Origin of the sequence: Actinomyces timonensis DSM 23838 (genome assembly GCF_000295095.1) — a bacterium.
Lineage (GTDB): Bacteria > Actinomycetota > Actinomycetes > Actinomycetales > Actinomycetaceae > Actinomyces > Actinomyces timonensis.
In genome coordinates, this window is record NZ_JH806634.1 from 361,344 (window position 1) to 376,580 (window position 15,237).

The window sequence follows — 15,237 nt, forward strand, 5'->3', positions numbered from 1 at the left end:
TGTGAGGCGGCGGGCGAGCGGGTGCCTGGTGAGCAGGACCGCTGCCACGGGCGTTGCCCGCCTGCTAGCGACTTTAATACGGTACGCCCTGTGATTAAAATGCTGGGCCGGGGCGAGCCGCGGGCTCCTCAGGGCGCTCGGCTGGGCGCTCCGTCCCACCGGCTCGCGCCCCGACTCCTCGCCCTGGCCATGGCCGGGGCCTGCCTTCTCGCCGGCCTCGACGCCGCGCTCCTGCGCCTCAGCCTCCCCGCGCCGGTGCGCGCCGCTGGGGGTGCCCCCGGCTCACTGGCCTTGCTCCACGGCCCCCTCATGCTCGTGGGCTTCCTCGGCTCGGTCATCTCCTTGGAGCGCGCTGTGGCGGCGCGGGCCGCCTGGGCCTTCCTCGCCCCCGCCGGCCTCGCCCTCGGATCGCTCCTCCTCCTGGCTGGCGCGCCGCAGACCGTGGGCCGCCTCGTCATGCTCGCCGGAGCGCTCGCCCTGGGCGCCATCTACATCGCCGTCCACCGCCGTGCCCCCTCGGTGGCCGGCGACGTCGAATCGCTCGGAGCCATCGCCCTCATCCTCGGGGTCTTCCTGTGGATCGCGGGCGTCCCCATCGAGGACTGCGTCCCCCTCTGGCTCCTCCTGCCCACGCTCACGATCGTCGGCGAGCGCCTCGAGCTCGCCCGCATCGCCTTCCTCGACGACGCCGTCGAGACCACTGTGGCGGGACTGTCCGCCGTCGCCCTGCTGGGGGCCTGCCTCCACCCCGCGGGCGGGTGGGCGACGATCATCATCGGCCCCGCGCTCCTCGGCCTCGCCGTCACCATGGCGTACCACGACGTCGCCCGCCGCACGATCCGCTCCCGGGGCCGGGCTGCGGGCGCCGTCCGCTTCTCCGCCGCCTCCATGCTCGCCGGCTACCTCTGGCTGGCGATCGCCGGGGCGGCCTGGACGGTCTGGGGCCTCGACGGCGCCGCCTACGAGATCATCATCCACTGCCTCAGCCTGGGCTTCGCCTTCTCCATGATCCTGGCCCACGCCCCCACGATCATCCCCGCCGTCGTCCACCGGAACCTGCCCTACCACCGGCTCATGTGGCTGCCCTTCGCCCTCCTCCACGGCGGCCTGGCGCTGCGGGTGGGGGCGCTGGCCGCCGGGGCGCTGGTCCCGTGGCAGGCTGGCGGAGTGGTGGGGATCGTCGCCATCCTCGCCTTCATGCTCATCGCCGTCACCCGCGTGGCCACCTCGGGACGGATCGGGAGCCGCCCATGATGCCGACCCCCATGCCCGGCCCGTCCGCCCGGGCCGCTGGCCAGCCGCCCCAGCGCCCCGGTCCCGCGGGCAGGCCCGCTGGCGCAGCGCCTGGCGCTCCCGGTGGCAAGCGCGCTAGCCGGCGCGCCACGCAGGTGAGGCGCAACGCCGTCGTCCTGGCCTGGCTCGCGGCGGCGGGCGCGCTCACCGTCGGCGTGCTCGCCGGGCCCCTGGCCACCTGGGGGCCCTGGCTCCCCCTGCACGCGCTCCTGCTCGGCGGCATCGGCTCGGCGATCACCACCTGGTCAGCGCATTTCGCCGACACCCTACTCCACCGGCCCGCCTGGGGCGGCGCCGTGCTCCTGGACGCCCGGCTCGCCGTCCACAGCCTCGGCGCCATCGCCGTGCTCACCGGCATCACCGCTGGCCTGGCCCGGCTCGCCCTGGCTGGCGCCGTCGCCGTCCTCGCCCAGGCGCTGCTGGGAGTGGCCGCGATCGCCGTCCAGCGCCGCCGCGCCGTCGCCCCGCGGATGGGGGCGCTCGCCCTCCACTACGCCGTCGCGCTGACCGCCCTGGCCGCTGGGGCGCTGCTGGGATGGCTCACCAGCTGGGCGGGGGAGCCCGGCGGGCTGGGCGGTGGGGGCGGGGCCAGCGCGCGGCTGGTCGACGCCCTCTACATCGCCCACACGACGACGATGCTCCTGGGCTTCGTCGGCATCACCGTGCTGGGCACGCTCACCGTCCTCTGGCCCACCATGCTGCGCACCCGCATGGAGCCGGTCGCCCCGCGCTGGGCGGCCCGGGGCCTGCCGGTCCTCGTGGCCGGGACGGTCCTGGCCGCGGCCTCCGGCGCCTGGCTGCCGCTTGGGGCGCTGGGCGTGGCCGTCTACCTGCTGGGCGCCGCGAGCGTCCTCGTCCCCGCGCTGCGCACCGCGCGCCGCGTGCCGCCGAACTCCTACGCCACGGCCTCGACGGCCGCAGCGGTCGGCTGGTTCCTCGCCAGCGTCGTCCTGCTCGGCATCGGGATCGTGGGCGCCCTGGCTGACGGCGGAGCAGCAGGCAGCGGCGCCAGCGCGGCCGCCGGGGCGGGGCACGGAGCGGCGGCGCAGGCGGCCGCGATCCGCCAGACGATCCACGGGCTGCGCCTGCCGCTCGCCACCGGCTTCGCCCTCCAGGTGCTCATCGGCGCGCTGTCCTACCTCACCCCCGTCATGCTCGGCGGCGGACCCGCGGCCACGCGCGCCACCAACGCGATCCTCGACCGCGCCGCCTCCTACCGCGTCACCGCCGCCAACGCGGGGCTCCTCATCGCCCTCGCCCCCGTCCTCACGACGCCGGTGCGCCTGGCCGGGGCCCTGCTGGCGGGCGCGCTCGCGGCCCTCGTGCCCGTGGGCATGGCGCGCTGCGCGCTCGAACTGAGGCGCCGGGGCTCGGGGGCCGGCGCTCCCGCCCGCGGCGCCCCTGGCTCCCACCGCCCCGGCAAAGCCCCGTCCCGGCCCGCGCCCGCGGGCGCTCCCACCACTGGAGACCACGATGACTGACACCCCTGACAAGCCCAGCGCCGCCAGCGGCGCAGGCGAGCCGACTGCCGCCAGCACTGCCGCCTCTCCCGGCACTGCCAGCGCGTCCAGCGCACCAAGCGCCCCCGGCGCTCCCAAGGCAGCGGGCGCGCTTCCGGCTCGCACCCTCGACCGGCGCGGGGCGATCCTCGGCGTGGCCACCGCGGGCGCCGCCGTCGTCGTCGGAACGGCGATCCACTCCTGGAACGGCGCCTCCCAGGGCGGCGCCACCGGGTCCGGCGCCACCACCGAGGTGACGGTGACCGTTGAGGGCATGCGCTTCGTGCCCGACACGATCGACGTGGCCAGCGGGGACCGGCTCGTCATCACCCTGGAGAACACCGGGGACCAGGTCCACGACCTCGTCCTGGAGGGAGGCGCCACCACCGGGCGCGTCGCGGCGGGCGCCAGCGCGCGCCTCGACGCCGGGGTCATCTCCGGGCCCGTCGAGGGCTGGTGCTCCATCGCCGGGCACCGCGCCCAGGGCATGGTCCTGCACATCACCGCCAGCGGGCAGGCGGCGGGCGCCGCCCAGCCGAGTCAGACGGCCGCCGGCCATGACCACGGGGCGCACGGCGCGGCGGCGTCGGGCCCGAGCGCCACCCCGAACCTCGAGGTGCCCCTGCCCGACGGCTTCACCCCCTTCGACGCCGCCCTCGCCCCCGCTCCCGCGGGAACCGTCCACCAGCACACCTTCACCGTCACCGAGGTGCCCGGCGCCTACGTGGGCGCGGGCGTCACCCAGACCCGCTGGACCTTCAACGGCACCGCCCCCGGCCCCGTCCTGCGTGGCAAGGTGGGAGACACCTTCGAGATCACCCTGGTCAACAACGGCTCGATGAGTCACTCGATCGACTTCCACGCCGGGATCGTGTCCCCGGACAAGGTCATGCGGTCCATCAACCCCGGGGAGTCGCTCGTCTACTCGTTCACCGCCGAGCAGGCGGGCATCTGGCTCTACCACTGCTCGACGGCGCCCATGAGCGTCCACCTGGCCTCCGGCATGCACGGCGCCGTCATCATCGACCCCGATGGGCTCGCCGCCGTGGACCGCGAGTACGTCCTCATCCAGTCCGAGCTCTACCTGGGGCCCGAGGGCGGGCAGACTGACGCCGCGAAGGTGGCGGCCAAGACACCGGACCTCATGTGCTTCAACGGAGTGGCCTTCCAGTACGCGCTCGCCCCCTTGGCGGCGAAGGCGGGGGAACGGGTGCGCTTCTGGGTGATGGATGCCGGCCCCTCGCTGCCCACGTCCTTCCATGTGGTGGGGCTCCAGTTCGACACCGTCTTCTTCGAGGGCGCCTACCAGCTGGGCGGTCCCGACGGCGTCGGGCGCTCCTGGCGGGGCGGCTCGCAGGCGCTCGGGCTGCAGCCGGCGCAGGGCGGTTTCGTGGAGGCCGTCGTCCCGGCGGCTGGCAGCTACGCGGCGGTGACGCACGCCTTCGCCGACATGGAGAAGGGCGCCAAGGCGATCCTCAAGGCCAGCGAATAGGGGCTGCGCGCCTCCCCGTCGCCGGCCTCTGGGCGCGGCCTGGGAGCGCCGCGCCGGGCTACTCCTCGAAGCGAGCGTGGCAGCCGTCGTCGAGGAGGGGGTAGACCGCGAGCAGGGGGCGGTCCTCGTGATCGGGCGCTCCCTCGGGCGGCTTCGGCAGGAGGCCCTGGCGCTGGGCGACGGCGTTGAGGAAGCCCTCGTGCATCGCGCAGACCAGCGGGTGGGGCGCCCGGGAGCGGGTGACGAGCGGGCAGGCTTTGAGAACGACCTTCTCCCCCTCGATCTCGGGGGCGAATCCCATGAGGGCGAGGTCGGGGAGCAGCGCGGAGAGGCGGTCCGAGGCGCTGGCGTCCTCGGGGAGCGGGTCGAGGGGATCGTCGCTGGCGGGTGACGGGCTCAGCTCGGCCCAGCGGCGCCCGACGCGCAGGGCGATGTCCTGGGCCTCGGGGCCGCTGCCGAAGGTCTCGACGATCGCGTCGAGGAGGGTGAGGTAGGAATCGATGACGATCATCGGGTCCGGGGAGACCGCTGTGTAGAGCAGCGCGGGGCGGCCCCTCCTGCCGGTGGGCCGCGTCGAGGCGGTGACGAAGCCTGCCTCGACGAGGGCGTCGAGGTGCTCGCGAACCGTGTTGTGGTGGAGGTCGAGGCGGTCGGCCAACTCTGCGGCGGTCAATGGGACAGTGGAAGCCTCGACGAGCTCGAGGACCCGGCGGCGCGCCACGGTGAGGTCGGCCCTAGCTGACAGGTCCGACCATGTGGGCCGGGGCAGGAGGTCCGCCGTGGTGTCAGGAGCGGCTGGTGCCGCTGGTGAGTCGGGCATGGGAGGAGCCTATGGCTTACCGCAGGTCGGAAGACAGTCTCTAAGGTCCCGAAACGGCAATGAAGCTCGGGGTTACGAAGTGGCGCTGGCCTCGCGCGTCATGACCCGGTAGGAGGGCAGTGGCGCTCCGGGGGCGATCGTCGCGGTGGTGCGGAAGCCGTGGCGCTCGTAGAGCCGGGCGGCCCCCTCGCTCGTGGCCTCCAGGTGGGCGGGCAGTCCCGAGGCGTCGGCCCTCGCGAGGCCGTGGTCCAGGAGCGCTGAGCCGATCCCCATGCCGCGTGCGCCTGCGTCGACGGCGAGCAGGTACAGGTACCAGTGCGGGCGCGCGGGGCGCTCGGCGAGGCAGGCCGCCGTGTCCCGGGTGAGGAGCCCCCAGGCGTCACCGAGCAGGGCCAGGTCGATGCCACCTCCCGCGCCGTCACCCTCCAGGTCCGCGGGGGTCTTCGGCGCGCGGTCGATCCGATCCCACAGGGCCGCGCCGAGCACTCGGCCGTCTCCGTCCACCGCGAGGTCAACGACGGCGTCCCCCGCGATCCCATTGGCCGACTCCTCGTCGTCCGCGACGAGGTACTCGCTGCCGAGCGTGACGCGGTGCAGATGGTCGAGGGCTGCCAGGGGGTCGGGCGCGGCGGCGATGATGACCCGCACCACCGGATCATCCGCGAAAGCGCCGGTGAGCAGGACGGCGACGGCGTCGAGGTCGCCCGGTCCACCGGGGCGGAGCTCCAACGACGTTCTGGAATCTCCAGCCGCAAGACGATCAGCATTCATTGCGCTCATGCTACTGCGTGTGCTGATCTGTCTCGCTGTCCGGGGTTATCGGGGCCAGGCGTCGAGGATGTGAGGGTAGGTGTCGGGGGTGCCGAAGGTCATGAGGGTGCCGTTGGCCAGGGGGCGGGTTTTGGTGGCCAGGGCGAGTCCTTGGTCGTGGTGGGGGTTGGTGGTGGCGAAGAACATTTTCCATCCCGGGGAGTACTCGAAGGGGTAGTGGTCGGCGCGCAGGGGGTGGCCGACTCTGGAGACTTTGCCGACGTGGCAGGGGCCCATGGCCTCGATGGCCGATGCGAAGAGGGTTTCGACGAGGCCCTCGTCCTGGTCGAAGTAGGTTCCTAGGCCTTGATCGATCTGCCAGCTGGCAATGCCCCGTCCCTCCTCGAGCAGGTCGAGGGCGATGGAGAGTTGTGATTCGCCGCCGGGCGTGTCGCAGAAGAAGTAGAGCATGGTGGATGGTTTGCCGGTGAGGGCGTTGAGCTCTTGCTCGTTGAGGAGTCCTTGGGTGAGTGTGTCCTTGGTCAGGGGTGGGTTGGCGTAGGCCTGTTCGCGGGTGTCGGCGACCAGGCGCCAGGTGTGCAGGGGCGGGTGGAGGCGGTGGAGTTCCTCCATCCAGTCCCACATCCGCGCCGCCTCGAGGGCGGGGTCGTAGGCACGATTGATCCATGTTGTCGATAGTCTCCAGCGCATGGTTCCTCCGGGTCCGTGGTATAAGACATAGGTGATGACGGCCTAGGAGGCTTATTCATAGGGGTGTTTAGGGTGTTTTGTTGGTAATAGCGTGTCGCTAAGCAGGGTGGCGGCTTGCTCTTGAGAGAATCTTTGGTGCTTAAGCCAATCCAACCAAGAAGCAAACCGCCATGACGAATAGTAGCACGAGAATCCCTCGGTGTGAGGTTATGGGCCTGTGCGAGGCCATTTTCGCCGAGAACCCCGATCTGCCGGTCTTCGGGGCGAGGGCGCTGGGGCTGTTCCTGTGCGCGCGCCTGACCCTGATCCTGGCTGCGGCACAACCTGCCCCAGGAGCTGCTCGCCGAGCTCTACGGCGTCTGGCAGGCCACCGTCTTTCGCGTCATCAGCACCTGCACGCCCCTGATTGCCGCATGCCTGAACGGCAGTGCTCCAACGGTGGAGGACCTGGATGCCACGGCCCAGCTGATCATCGACTCCACCCTGCTTCAGTGCTGGTCCTGGAAGGACCACTGCGAGCTGTGCTCCGGTGAGCACAAGACCACGGGGCTGAGCGTCCAGGTGGCCTGCGCCCTGTCAGGGGCCCTGGCCTGGGTGTCCGACCCCCAGGACGGATGCGCGCACGACGCTCAGGCCCTGCGCCGCAGCGGCCTGCTCGACGTTCCCGCCACCGGCCTGCCCGACGGGGCGTCACCACCCAGGCGTATTGGCGACAAGGGGTGCATCGGACTGGGCATGATCACCCCGAGAAGAAAACCCGCGAGACTTCCCCTCAACCCAGACGACAAGGCCTGCAACCGGGCCGTCAACCAGATCCGCCACAAGATCGAGCGAGTCATCGCCAACATCAAGACCTGGAGAGTCCTGCGCACCGGCTGCAGAAGACCACCGGAAACCTTCCCGGAAACCATTACCGCAGTCCTCGGACTCATATTCACTTACACCCTATGAATAAGCCTCAAGAAATGACGATAAAGGAATACGTCCCCCCAATGTCAAGAGCCAACCGCCCTGAAAAGCGAAGAAGGCGAGGCCGAGGTCGAGGCATTCCAGCGCGATTGCGTGTTGGCCTCGTCGCGCAGAGTAGTGACACCTCCTCGCGCCAGAGGAACTGGGCGAATCGGGCTATCTCAATGCCGGCTTCGTGGGGTCCTCGGCCTCCAGAGAGGGGGCGAGGAGGCGGCGGAAGGAATCGACCCGCGCGGCGCGCGCCTCCATTTCTGCCTCTCTCCCCGTGCTCTCGCGTCTTCCCGGGCTCGCGCCGTCGGCCTCCCAGGGCTCGCGCCCGGCGGCCCAGTCGTCCAGCGCGCAGTCGATGACGCCGGCCTCGTGGGTGCAGCCACGGGGGCAGTCCTCCGCCACGGCGGCCAGGTCCGGGAAGCCCCGCAGCACGTCGGCGCTGGAGACATGCGAGACCCCGAAGGATCGCACCCCGGGGGTGTCGATCACCCAGCCCCCGCCGGGCAGCTCGAGGGCCTGCAGGCTCGTGGAGGTGTGCCGCCCCCGTCCGGTGACCTCGTTGACCTGCCCGGTGACGCGATCCGCGCCGGGCACGAGCGCGTTGATGAGCGTGGACTTGCCGACCCCCGAGTGGCCCACGAACACGGCGGTCCTCCCCGCGATCGCCTCGCGGACGGCGTCGGCCCCCTCCCCGGCCCGGGAGGCCTCCGCCCGTGAGGCGGGGTCGAGGCGGGTGGGCAGGGAGCGCACGCCGAGGGGCTCATAGAGAGCCAAGAGCGCCCCGGCGTCGGCCAGATCCGATTTGGTGAGGACGAGGAGGGGCTCCATGGCGGCGTCGTAGGCGGCCACGAGGTAGCGGTCGATCATGCGCGGGCGCGGCTCGGGGTCGGCCACGGCGGTGACGATGACGAGCAGGTCCGCGTTGGCGACGACCGGCCGCTCCGTCCCGGCGGCGTCGCCGTCCTCGGCGCTGCGGCGCAGGAGGGAGGCGCGCTCCTCGATGCGCACGAGGCGGGCGAGAGAGCCGTCCCGGCCGCTGAGGTCCCCGACGACGGACACCCGGTCCCCGACGACGATCTTGCCCCTCCCGAGCTCACGGGCCTTCATCGCGGTGATGTCCCCGGTGCCGTCGAGTGTGGGGGAGGGGTCGGCCAGGCGGATGCGGTAGTGGCCGCGGTCGATGCGGGTGACCATGCCCTCGGCGGCGTCGGCGTGCGCGGGGCGCTGCTTGGTGCGCGGCCGCGAGCCCCTGCCCGGGCGCACGCGCACGCGGGGGTCATCGGTGCCGATATCGCGGCGGGCCATCAGCGCGCCTCCTCATCTGGCGCGCTGGCGAGCATGCGCTCCCACAGGCCGATGAAGCCCGGCAGGGTCTTGGAGGTGCAGGCGACGTCGTCGAGCCGGGTTCCGGGGACGGCCAGCCCGATGATCGCGGCGAGGGTCGCCATGCGGTGGTCCGCGTAGGAGCGAAGCAGCGCGGGGCGCAGCGGGGACGGCCCGGCCAGGGCGTCGATCTCGATGCCGTCGGCCGTCTCGCGGGCCGAGGCGCCGAGCCGCTGGGCCTCGGAGACGATCGCGGCGAGCCGGTTCGTCTCATGCCCTCGCAGATGGGCGATGCCGCGCAGGCGCGACGCGCCTCCTTGCGCGGAGGCGAGGATGGCGAGGGCGGCGACGGTGGGCGCGAGCTCGCCGACGGCGGAGAGATCGGCGTCGATACCCGCCAGCCTCCCGGTGCCGGTGGCCTCGAGGGTGAGGGAGCCATCGGGGGCGTCGATGAACCGCGTGGCACCGCCGAGCCTCGGCAGGAGCTCGCGCCAGGCGTCCCCGGCCTGCGTCGTGGAGGCGGGCCAGTTGGGGACGCGCACGCGCCCGCCGGCCACGAGAGCGGCGGCGAGGAAGGGGCCGGCGTTGGACAGATCCGGCTCAATGGCGACCTCCCCGCCCGTGGGCCTGCCGGGCGCCACCGTCCAGGCGCGCTCGCCCTCGGGCTGCCCCGGCACGGGCTCCTCGACGTCCACGCCCCGCTCCCGCAGCGAGGCCAGGGTCATCGCCACATGCGGCAGGGACGGCACGGGCCCCGTGGGGGTGATCCGCGCGCCGCCCGGCAGGAGGGGCGCGGTGAGCAGGAGCGCGGAGAGGAACTGGGAGGACGCCGAGGAGTCGACGGCGATCGGCCGCGGCCCTGTCCCCGCGCCCTCCGCCCCGGTGTCCCGCGCCGCGATGCCCAGCGCGCCGGGGGTGATGAGGACGGGCAGGAAACCGGGCTCCCCCTGGTAGTCGACGCGCGCCCCGAGGGAGGCGACGGCGTCGAGCAGGGGGCCGAGCGGACGGGCGCGGGCGGCCTCGTCGCCGTCGAGGAGGACGGGGGCGTCCGCGAGCGCGGCCAGCGGCGGGATGAAGCGCATGACGGTGCCCGCCAGGCCGCAGTCGATGCGCGCGGGGGCGCCGTCCCCGTCGGCCCCACCTGCCCGGCCCGCTGCCTGGCTGACGGGGAAGGGGAGCGCTGCGGGGGTGACGCGCAGGCGTGTGGGGGAGCCGTCCTCCACGATGCGCGCGCCAAGGGTGGTGAGGGCCGCGATCATGAGCTCGGTGTCGCGCGAGCGCAGCACTCCGGTGAGCGTGCTCGGCCCGGCGGCGATGGCGGCGAGCACGAGGGCCCGCGCGGTGAGGGACTTCGATCCCGGCAGTTCGACGACGGCGTCGAGCGGCCCCGTGGCGCGCGGCGCGTCCCAGGCAGGGGCGTCGGTCAGCTCGTCATGCACGGGGCAGACTCTACGGCGCCTCAGCGGCTCCTTTCGGGACGATGGCGCGGCGACAGCGGGACCTGGCGTCACTCGCGGGACCCGCCTACACTTGTAGGCACGTACCTACATTGAGGAGGGGTCGACGTGCAGAGCACGATGACGGCGCGGGCGCTCAACCAGGACGTGAGCGCGGCCAAGCGCGCCGCTGCCCGTGGGCCGGTGATCATCACCGACCGGGGGCGGCCGTCGTTCGTCCTCATGTCCATCGATGACTACCGCGCGCTGCGGCCGAAAAGGTCGCTGGCCGAGGCTCTCCGGATGGATGACGGCGGCGGGGAGATCGATATCGAGTTCGGCCCGGTGAACCCCGGCGCTCTTCCGAGGGCGGCGGACCTGTGAGGTACTTGCTCGACACCAATGTCATCAGCGAGTTGAGGAAAGCGCCCGGGCGGATTGATCCCGGGGTTCTCGCCTGGGCCTCGTCCCAGGATGAGCAGGACATGGCGCTGAGCGTCATCACTGTGCTGGAGGTCGGGCTCGGCGTCGCCCGGCTGTCGCGCAAGGATCCCGCCCAGGGCGCCCGGTTGCGGGACTGGTACGAGCGGGCGATCTTTGACGGCTTCGCCGAGCGGACGCTGCCCATCACTCCCGCAGTGGCGCGGCGATGCGTCGAGCTGCATGTCCCCGACTCTCGCCCGGACCGGGACGCGTGGATAGCGGCCACAGCCCTGGAGCATGACCTGGTGGTGGTCACGAGGAACATCTCCGGCTTCGCCCCCACAGGAGTCGAACTCTTCAATCCCTGGGACGGGGAGCGCGCCTGATCGGGAGGAGTGGAGCGCGAGCCGTGGAGCGGCGATCAGCGCGCTCAGGCGGCCATGACGGGGATGTCGGTGAGACGGGCCGCTAGGAGCGGATTGCCGTGGTACTTCCCGCCGGGGATGTCCAGGGTGACCGTGTCCTGGCCAGCGTCCGCCCAGACGACCGGCATGGTCATCGTGGCCCCGAACTTGGCGGTGCTCGTGAGTCCCGTGACCATCGCCGGCTTGCCATCCCCGTTGCCGTCGAAGTCCACTGGGTAGAGGCGGGTCGTGCCCGCCAGCAGGGTCATCCCGACCACGCCAGCGTTCGACCACTCGCTGGTCCAACGGGCGAGGGCCGGGTAAGGGACTCCGAAGCGCTGCTCGGATGGGGCGACGAATCCGCCGGTGGCGCCCGGGCTCGTCTCGGAGTACGTCACCTTGACGTTGCCGAAGAGGAAGCCCCCGCTGCGGACCACTTGATCGAGGGAGAGGTGGAGGGTGGTGTCCTTCTCTCCCGTGTCCGCCACGTCGACGCCGTCGGCGCCGGTGCCCGCGGGGCCCGCCGGGGTGGGGAGGGCGCTCGACGCCGCGGCGGACGCGGAGGGCGTGGCCGACGCGGTCGAGGCACTGGCCTCGTCGGGCTTCGCCGGCGTCGCAGTGAGCTCGACGCGCCGGTTGGCCGCCCGGGCCTCATCCGTGGTGTCGTTGACGCGGGGCTCCTTCTCCCCCTTGCCGCTGACCGAGACTCTCCAGGGCTTCATGTCGGTGAGCTGGGCGAGGCGGTCGGAGACCGCCTGGGCGCGCTGCTCGGAAAGAGCCTGGTTGTGGGCGTCATCGGCGACGTCGTCGGTGTGGCCCACGATCGTGAGGCTCCCGCCGGAGGGGTACTGCGCCAGCTGACTGACGGCGGTGGCCAGGACGCTATCCGCCTGGGCGCTGAGGGCCGCCGAGTCGCTCTCGAAGGTGACGTCCCCCGCGATGGTCGCGGTGACGGTCGTGTCGGTCGTCGTGGTGTCGGAGGAGCCATCCGCCGCGGCGGTGAGCCATCCGAGTTGATAGGGCCCTGCCAGGGAGGTGTCCATTGTCGCTGCCGAGACCACCGAGTCCACGGTGACGCCCTTGGCGAGCGGGTCCCCCTCGGCCACCACGGGAACCCTTGGGGCGACGCCGAGGTTGTTGATGAGGACGGCGATCTCGGTGGCCGACTCCGGGAGCGGCGCGAAGACGGGGCTCATGGTCAGCTCCTCGCCGTACTGCTTGGGAGAAGAGGTGTCGAGCTCGGGGTAGACCATGCCCGCGGCGGCGTCGATGAGCCGGGCGCCCAGCATCGTTGTCGATTCGAAGGGCTCGACGCCGAGCGGGCTGGTGGTCAGCGACAGCTTGCCGCCATCGGTCTTGGTCACCCGCACCGGCAGCACCGTGTTGGAGGCGCCCCGGATCGCCGGGCCGATCTCCACTTTCAGCTCGTCGTCCCAGAAGCCGGTGGTCCAGGAGACGACGCCGTCCACGGCCGCGATGGAGGACGTCGCCGAGGGCTGCGCGGACGGGACGCTGCTGGTGGGGCTGGCAGCGCCCTCGCCACCTCCGTCCTTGGACGAGCAGGCGGCGGCGCCGGCCAGGGCGGCGATCGCGGGGGCGAGGAGGACGGAGCGGCGGGAGGGAAGCATGGGAGCCTCCAGGTGAGGATGGGGAGGGCGCGTGGCCCGTGCATTGCTTCCACCCTAACGGCGGAAACCCCTCTGACAAGGCCCTTCGCGCGCGCTGCGCATGGGGACGCGTCCCCGTGGAGTCTCAGATCCCGTCGATGACGGCGTTGAGGGCGGCGCTGGGGCGCATGACCTCGGCCGTCAGGTCCTTGTCCGGGTGGTAGTAGCCGCCAATGTCGGCGGCGCTTCCCTGGACAGTGAGCATCTCCTCCTGGATGGTGGACATGACGGCGTCGAGTTCCTCAGCGACGGGCTTGAAGGTGCTGGCCAGCTCGGAGTCCTCGGACTGCGCGGCCAGGGCGCGCGCCCACTCCAGGGCGAGCCAGGCCGCCGAACCGCGGTTGTCGATCTGCCCGCAGGCGCGCCCGGGTGAGTGGTCCGCCTCCAGGAACGCGGTGGTCCCGGCGTCGAGAGCATCGGCGAGGATCGCGGCCGACGGCTTGTCGTTGCACTGCGCCACATGACGCAGGGCCTCGGCCAGGGCCAGGTACTCGCCCAGGGAGTCCCAGCGCAGGTGGTTCTCCGCCAGCAGCTGCGCCACGTGCTTGGGGGCCGAGCCGCCCGCGCCCGTCTCATACAGGCCGCCGCCGCTCATCAGCGGCACCACGGAGAGCATCTTGGCGCTCGTGCCAAGCTCCAGGATCGGGAAGAGATCCGTGTTGTAGTCGCGCAGGACGTTGCCGGTCACCGAGATCGTGTCCTCGCCCCGCCGGGCCCGCTCCAGGGACAGGCGGGTGGCCGCTACGGGATCGAGGATGCGGATCTCGGGCCCGTCGCCCTCCGCCGACTCCTCCGAGGCCTCGTCCTCGCTGTCGGTGGGGGAGTCGGGCTCGTCCTCGCCGTCGGCGGTGAGGCTCACGCCCTCCTCGGCGAGGTAGCGCGTGACCAGGGTGATGAGCTCAGCGTCGTGGGCGCGCTCAGGGTCGAGCCAGAACACGGCGGGCGCCCCGGTGGCGCGGGCGCGGGCGATCGCCAGGCGCACCCAGTCGCGGATCGGGTCGTCCTGCGTGGCGCAGGCGCGCCAGATATCCCCGGCCTCCACCTCGTGGGAGAGCAGCACGGTGCCGGGCTCCACCCCAGCCCCCTCGATCGCGACGACCTCCACGGTGCCCGCGGCGTCCATGATGAAGGTCTTGTCGTGGCTGCCGTACTCCTCGGCCTTGCGGGCCATGAGCCCCACGTTCGGGACCGTGCCCATGGTGGTGGGGTCGAGCGCGCCGTTGGCCTTGCAATCCTCGATGACGGCCTCGTACACGCCCGCGTAGGAGGAGTCGGGGATGACGGCGAGGGTGTCGCGCAGCTCGCCGTCGGCGTCCCACAGGGTGCCCCCGCGGCGGATCATCGCCGGCATGGAGGCGTCGATGATGACATCGGAGGGCACATGCAGGTTGGTGATGCCCCTGTCCGAGTCCACCATGGAGATCGCGGGGCCGTTGGCCAGTTCGGCGGTGATCGACTCGTGGATCGCCGCGCCGCCCTCCAGGCCGTCCAGTCCGGCCAGGATCGAGGCGAGCCCGTCCTCCACCCGCAGCCCGGCGGCGGCGAGCGCGTCCCCGTGCTCGGCCAGCGTGGTCGGGATGACGGCGGCGACGGCGTGCCCGAAGATGACCGGGTCGGAGACCTTCATCATCGTGGCCTTGAGGTGGACCGACAGCAGCAGGTCCTCCTCCTTGGCGGCGGCCACCTGCGCGGCCAGGAAGGAGTCGAGGGCGGTGGCGCTCATGCGCGTGGCGTCCACGACCTCTCCCGCGGTGACGGGCAGGTGGTCGCGCAGGACGCGGGGCTCGCCGCCGCCCGCGGGCACGAACCGGACCTCCAGGGCGCCGTCCTCGCTCACGACGACGCTGCGCTCGTTGTGCTTGAAATCCCCCTCCTCCATCGTGGCCACGCGGGTGCGCGACTCGGGGGACCACTCGCCCATGGAGTGCGGGTGGGAGCGCGCGTAGGCCTTGACGGAGGCGGGGGCGCGCCGGTCGGAGTTGCCCTGGCGCAGGACGGGGTTGACGGCGCTGCCCTTGATCGCGTCGTAGGCGGCTCGGACCTCCTCCTGAAGCGGGGAGGCCGGGGCATCCGGGTACTCGGGGATGTCGAATCCCTGCTCGCGCAGCTCGGCGATCGCGGCCTTGAGCTGGGGCAGGGAGGCGGAGATGTTGGGGAGCTTGATGATCGTCGCGCTCGGGGAGGAGGTGAGATCCCCCAGGTGGGCCAGGCCGTCGTCGGCCAGGCCGAAGGCCGCCAGGATGCGTCCCGCCAGGGAGATATCGGCGACGCCGACACTCACCCCCGCCGCCCGCGTATAGGCCTCCACGATCGGCAGGAAGGAGGCGGAGGCCAGCATGGGGGCCTCATCGGTGCGGGTCCAGACGATGTCCGGCTCGTCGGCTCCCGGCGTGGCGGCGGTGGTCTGGTGATCGGTCACGGAATCGGACACGGAATCGGCTCCTCGGTTCGATGCGTCG

Annotated in this window: 13 protein-coding genes; 6 read left to right on the top strand and 7 right to left on the bottom strand. The window is 72.3% G+C overall.

The window, feature by feature from the left end:
• Positions 1-99 precede the first annotated feature (99 nt).
• The 3 genes from A1QA_RS0111895 to A1QA_RS0111905 are packed head-to-tail and all read left to right on the top strand — an operon-like array spanning position 100 to position 4,284.
• A complete protein-coding gene (locus A1QA_RS0111895; protein WP_017179133.1) occupies positions 100-1,254 on the top strand; it encodes a hypothetical protein in 1,155 nt (384 codons plus the stop codon).
• Positions 1,251-2,774 carry a hypothetical protein gene (locus tag A1QA_RS14665; protein WP_208853922.1) on the top strand — a complete coding sequence of 508 codons (1,524 nt, stop codon included), beginning with the start codon at positions 1,251-1,253 and terminating at the stop codon, positions 2,772-2,774. The genes A1QA_RS0111895 and A1QA_RS14665 overlap by 4 nt, the downstream gene beginning before the upstream one ends.
• Positions 2,767-4,284, top strand: a complete 1,518-nt coding sequence (locus tag A1QA_RS0111905; protein ID WP_017179135.1) for a multicopper oxidase domain-containing protein — start codon at positions 2,767-2,769, stop codon at positions 4,282-4,284. Before A1QA_RS14665 ends, A1QA_RS0111905 begins: the two co-directional genes overlap by 8 nt.
• A 58-nt stretch (positions 4,285-4,342) precedes the next feature.
• Here the strand turns inward: A1QA_RS0111905 and A1QA_RS0111910 are convergent, their stop codons facing one another.
• The 3 genes from A1QA_RS0111910 to A1QA_RS15140 form a co-directional block, all read right to left on the bottom strand.
• Positions 4,343-5,104, bottom strand: coding sequence for a helix-turn-helix transcriptional regulator (locus tag A1QA_RS0111910; RefSeq protein ID WP_017179136.1), 762 nt, complete (start codon positions 5,102-5,104; stop codon positions 4,343-4,345).
• A gap of 72 nt (positions 5,105-5,176) precedes the next feature.
• On the bottom strand, positions 5,177-5,875 hold the full coding sequence (locus A1QA_RS0111915; RefSeq protein WP_051000657.1) for a GNAT family N-acetyltransferase: 699 nt from the start codon (positions 5,873-5,875) through the stop codon (positions 5,177-5,179).
• Between the two features lie 45 nt (positions 5,876-5,920).
• Positions 5,921-6,565 carry a hypothetical protein gene (locus A1QA_RS15140; RefSeq protein ID WP_082181244.1) on the bottom strand — a complete coding sequence of 215 codons (645 nt, stop codon included), beginning with the start codon at positions 6,563-6,565 and terminating at the stop codon, positions 5,921-5,923.
• A gap of 438 nt (positions 6,566-7,003) precedes the next feature.
• On the opposite strand from A1QA_RS15140, the gene A1QA_RS0111925 reads away from it, so the two are divergent.
• On the top strand, positions 7,004-7,516 hold the full coding sequence (locus tag A1QA_RS0111925) for a transposase family protein (RefSeq protein ID WP_017179139.1): 513 nt from the start codon (positions 7,004-7,006) through the stop codon (positions 7,514-7,516).
• Between the two features lie 174 nt (positions 7,517-7,690).
• Here A1QA_RS0111925 and rsgA read toward each other — a convergent pair whose 3' ends face one another.
• Together rsgA and aroA are read right to left on the bottom strand one after the other, a co-directional pair.
• Positions 7,691-8,830, bottom strand: a complete 1,140-nt coding sequence (rsgA, locus tag A1QA_RS0111930) for a ribosome small subunit-dependent GTPase A (RefSeq protein ID WP_017179140.1) — start codon at positions 8,828-8,830, stop codon at positions 7,691-7,693.
• A complete protein-coding gene (gene aroA, locus A1QA_RS0111935) occupies positions 8,830-10,287 on the bottom strand; it encodes a 3-phosphoshikimate 1-carboxyvinyltransferase (RefSeq protein ID WP_017179141.1) in 1,458 nt (485 codons plus the stop codon). Before aroA ends, rsgA begins: the two co-directional genes overlap by 1 nt.
• 126 nt (positions 10,288-10,413) lie before the next feature.
• Here aroA and A1QA_RS0111940 point away from each other — a divergent pair, with 126 nt between their 5' ends.
• Both A1QA_RS0111940 and A1QA_RS0111945 read left to right on the top strand, forming a co-directional pair.
• On the top strand, positions 10,414-10,668 hold the full coding sequence (locus A1QA_RS0111940; RefSeq protein ID WP_017179142.1) for a type II toxin-antitoxin system prevent-host-death family antitoxin: 255 nt from the start codon (positions 10,414-10,416) through the stop codon (positions 10,666-10,668).
• Positions 10,665-11,093, top strand: a complete 429-nt coding sequence (locus A1QA_RS0111945) for a type II toxin-antitoxin system VapC family toxin (RefSeq protein WP_017179143.1) — start codon at positions 10,665-10,667, stop codon at positions 11,091-11,093. The genes A1QA_RS0111940 and A1QA_RS0111945 overlap by 4 nt, the downstream gene beginning before the upstream one ends.
• A gap of 44 nt (positions 11,094-11,137) precedes the next feature.
• Here A1QA_RS0111945 and A1QA_RS0111950 read toward each other — a convergent pair whose 3' ends face one another.
• Together A1QA_RS0111950 and A1QA_RS0111955 are read right to left on the bottom strand one after the other, a co-directional pair.
• Positions 11,138-12,739 (bottom strand): OmpA family protein, encoded by a 1,602-nt coding sequence (locus A1QA_RS0111950; protein ID WP_017179144.1) that lies wholly within the window; start codon positions 12,737-12,739, stop codon positions 11,138-11,140.
• A 124-nt stretch (positions 12,740-12,863) separates the two neighbouring features.
• Positions 12,864-15,209 carry an NADP-dependent isocitrate dehydrogenase gene (locus tag A1QA_RS0111955; protein ID WP_017179145.1) on the bottom strand — a complete coding sequence of 782 codons (2,346 nt, stop codon included), beginning with the start codon at positions 15,207-15,209 and terminating at the stop codon, positions 12,864-12,866.
• Positions 15,210-15,237: the final 28 nt, after the last annotated feature.

Bases quoted from the DNA above. Each gene is read 5' to 3' on its own strand.
- A1QA_RS0111895 (WP_017179133.1), top strand. From the start codon at position 100: ATGCTGGGCCGGGGCGAGCCGCGGGCTCCTCAGGGCGCTCGGCTGGGC.
- A1QA_RS14665 (WP_208853922.1), top strand. From the start codon at position 1,251: ATGATGCCGACCCCCATGCCCGGCCCGTCCGCCCGGGCCGCTGGCCAG.
- A1QA_RS0111905 (WP_017179135.1), top strand. From the start codon at position 2,767: ATGACTGACACCCCTGACAAGCCCAGCGCCGCCAGCGGCGCAGGCGAG.
- A1QA_RS0111910 (WP_017179136.1), bottom strand. From the start codon at position 5,104: ATGCCCGACTCACCAGCGGCACCAGCCGCTCCTGACACCACGGCGGAC.
- A1QA_RS0111915 (WP_051000657.1), bottom strand. From the start codon at position 5,875: ATGAATGCTGATCGTCTTGCGGCTGGAGATTCCAGAACGTCGTTGGAG.
- A1QA_RS15140 (WP_082181244.1), bottom strand. From the start codon at position 6,565: ATGCGCTGGAGACTATCGACAACATGGATCAATCGTGCCTACGACCCC.
- rsgA (WP_017179140.1), bottom strand. From the start codon at position 8,830: ATGGCCCGCCGCGATATCGGCACCGATGACCCCCGCGTGCGCGTGCGC.
- A1QA_RS0111950 (WP_017179144.1), bottom strand. From the start codon at position 12,739: ATGCTTCCCTCCCGCCGCTCCGTCCTCCTCGCCCCCGCGATCGCCGCC.